2 protein-coding genes are annotated in these 3,117 nt (G+C 53.7%); both read left to right on the top strand.

All coding sequences use genetic code 11. From position 1 onward, the window contains the following. The first annotated feature begins 409 nt into the window (after positions 1–409). The gene (locus C5O24_RS12075) at positions 410–2,215 is read left to right on the top strand and encodes a hypothetical protein (RefSeq protein ID WP_107681894.1); all 1,806 of its coding nucleotides are present in this window, start codon (positions 410–412) and stop codon (positions 2,213–2,215) included. Between the two features lie 25 nt (positions 2,216–2,240). Continuing rightward, positions 2,241–2,999: a BT1926 family outer membrane beta-barrel protein gene (locus tag C5O24_RS12070; protein WP_107037072.1), complete on the top strand. Its 759-nt coding sequence runs from the start codon at positions 2,241–2,243 to the stop codon at positions 2,997–2,999. Positions 3,000–3,117 lie beyond the last annotated feature (118 nt).

The raw sequence follows: 3,117 nt of genomic DNA, 5'->3' as shown, positions 1-3,117 counted from the left end.
CCGACTTTTGTAAGCCCCGCCATGCCGCCCACAGGGTGGCTTGGTGGGGTTAGGATCAGGCAGCGTACGGATCTTCGTAGATGAGCCGCAGGGACAGATCCCCATCTCCGTCAGCGGCTCATCTTCGATGATGCCGATCACCCCGATCCATCCGATTTCCGATGCTGATAGATCGCCAGTTAATAGAGGTTAATTTTACATCGAAGTTTATCCCGAAAAAGTTAATAAAATCTAATGGGGGGGGTAATGTAAATAATTGTATAAAAGTTTGTGGGAATGAAAAATAAATGAAAAATTTGCAGCGGACACTCGAATTGTGTTGTCGTTTAGCCAACAGAAATTAACTAAACTAAACCAAATACACTTAAACAAACACAAATTATTATCCAATCTCAAAAAACAAGTGATTATGAAAAAAATGATTTTGCTTGTGTCGATGCTGGCAGGTGTCATGACCTTCTCCGGCTGCGTCGACGACAAAGAATCGGCATCTGTCACAGCAGTTCGCGAAGCCAAGGCCGCACAGCTGTCAGCTTTGGCCGCTCTCAGTAACGCTCAGGCAGCCAATCAGCAGGCTCTCGCCGATACCGAGAACGCTCTGCGTGAGGCCAAGGTGGCTTACGAAACAGCCAAAGCAGCCTATCAGCAGGCTCTCGCCGATAAGGCTAACTCTGAGGCACAGGCTGCCGCAGCAATACAGATGGCCGCCGCTCAGAACGAGATCCAGCGTCTTGCCAACGAACTCGAGGAGATGGCTATCCGGCACAAGATCGCTATGCTCGACCTGCAGACTCAGTACGAGGCTGCCCTCAAGAAAGCCGACGATGACAGCCAGGCGCTTCTCGGTGGTCTCTATATGGCCTATCAGACAGCGGCCACAAACCTGCTCAACGCCCAGCAGGAAATAGCCCAGCAGAAGATTGATCTTGCCAAGCTGCAGGCCGGACTCGTTGACTCTGACGAGGCCAAGCAGATAATGATCAATAAAGAAAATCGCAAGATCGCCAGCGCGGAGCAGACTATCGCCGAATGGAAAGCCAAGCTCGAGGTGTTCGAGGCACAGAAGGCTCCCGAAGAGGCCAAGGCTGAACTGGTGACAGAGAAGGCCGCCCTCTCGCAGCTTGCGCAGGACAAGGCGAAGGCTTTAGAAGCCGCCGACAAGGCTCGCGAAGAAATGAATGATGCCTGGAGCGATATCTATGACCAGAAATATCATGGTCTGGCAATGGATGTGACCGGTGGCAAGTATGGCAATTTCGTTGACGAAGAAGGTAATCCTACCGGAGAGGCTTTTGGCGATTTCATCTATCTGCAAGACTATGAGGAGAACGCGCTCGGCAAGCCGGTAGAGGCAACAGTGAATACCTACTGGTTCAGGACAACCGACGACAAGGGCAACACCACCTACACCGCGGTTATGAACCGTATGATCCAGAAGACCGTGACCAAGACCGAGACTACGGCTCCCGGTGTGGAAAGCACAAATACCTACGAGGCCTACCCCACCTACTACTATCAGCTCAACGCTGAGGGCGTGAAGGCATACGTCGCTGCAATCAAGGCCAATGTGACAAAGAACGAAGGCAAGGCTCTCGAGGCCGCTAATAAGGCTCTGGCTGCTCAGCAGAAGGTTGTCGCCGATCTTGAAAAGGCCGAGATAAAGGATGAGGCTGCCATTGAGGAAGCCAAATCTATGCTGCCGGGCCTGCAGACCGACGTGAACACCGCGAAGGCTGCTCTCGACAAGGCCAACGCACAGGTTGCAGCTATCCAGACTGCATTTGACACCATGGCTGCCGAGGCTGCCAACTGGACCGTCACAATCGAGGCCTACAACGCTGCCAGCGAGGCTTATTGCGACGCTCAGTTCGTTTATGAAAAGGCTGAGGATGCTTACGGTCTCCAGGATGCTAAGGTTTATGCTCTTGATGCTGTCGTACGCGGTAATGTGATCGTGGACGGCATTAACATGACGTTTGACCAGGCTATAGAACATGCCGAGCGGGAGATCGCAAATGCTATCAATACGATCTCCGATGCCAAGCAGGGGATTGCGAATATCGAAATCGCTGAGGCCGATCAGTTAAAAGCTCTGGCTATCGAGAGGCTCGAAGCTGAGATAGCTATCGCAGAGGCTGAGATCCCCGCTCTCGAAAAGATCGTTGCCGACACCAAGGCCGCTCTCGATGCTGCAACTGCGGCTCAGGCTGAGTAATTGTCACTATCAAAACGGCTAAACAATGAAGATTAGACGACTATTGATGTCGGCCCTTCTTCCCATGACCTGCCTGTGCGCGGCCGCACAGCAGGGTGAAGACAACACCCCCGCAAAGGGCGACTTCACCGTGGCGGCCACACTCGGCTACAACAGCTACACCGAGGCTACGGCTCTGCCCGGAAACCTCACCGACTACGAGGCGGCGGCATTCGCTACCGACTGGAGCAAAAAGAAGCTCACAGTGGGATTCGAAGCAGGCTATTTCGTGAGCGATAAGTGGAAGCTGAGTCTTGGAGGAGGCATCAATTTCACTCACAATCCCGGCTATGCCGACAAGCCGGGCACCATGACTCCCGGCATGTCCGGCGAGGATATGGTGGGCGAGATACCCAGCTATCGCGCAGTCGCAAGCCAGTATTCCTGCACCTACAATGTGGCAGCGGGTCTTGACCGCTATTTCAGCAGTTCGGTGAAAAACCTGATGTGGTATGGCGGAGTCCGCGTAGGCATGGCCTACAGCCTCAACGAGCAGAAATACGACGAGTGGACGGCGATGGGCAAGAGCGTAGGAGAGTCGTGGAGCCTCCGCGGCGCGCTCACCATCGGAGCGGACTACTACGTGATGAAGGGTATGTATGTTGGAGCATCGGTCGATCCGTTTGCTTACACTTACAACATGACTTCCTTCCGTCCTCAGGAAGGACTGGCACGTCTGAGCGCCGATAGCAGCAACTTCGCTATCCTGGCGGCTCCGACCGTAAAAATCGGCTTTAGGTTTTAAGGCACAGATATTACACTGATCGGTAGGCGGCGACGGAGTGATCCGGCGCCGTCTTTTTTTCTTCCCGCCTCCTCCGTCCCCCTCTCTCTTTCCTCCCCTGCCGGATGGGCTTCCGCCC

It is taken from the genome of Paramuribaculum intestinale, assembly GCF_003024925.1.
GTDB classification, from domain to species: domain Bacteria; phylum Bacteroidota; class Bacteroidia; order Bacteroidales; family Muribaculaceae; genus Paramuribaculum; species Paramuribaculum intestinale.
Note: the sequence above shows the minus strand (reverse complement) of the source record. Positions and strands in the feature narration are given on the sequence as shown.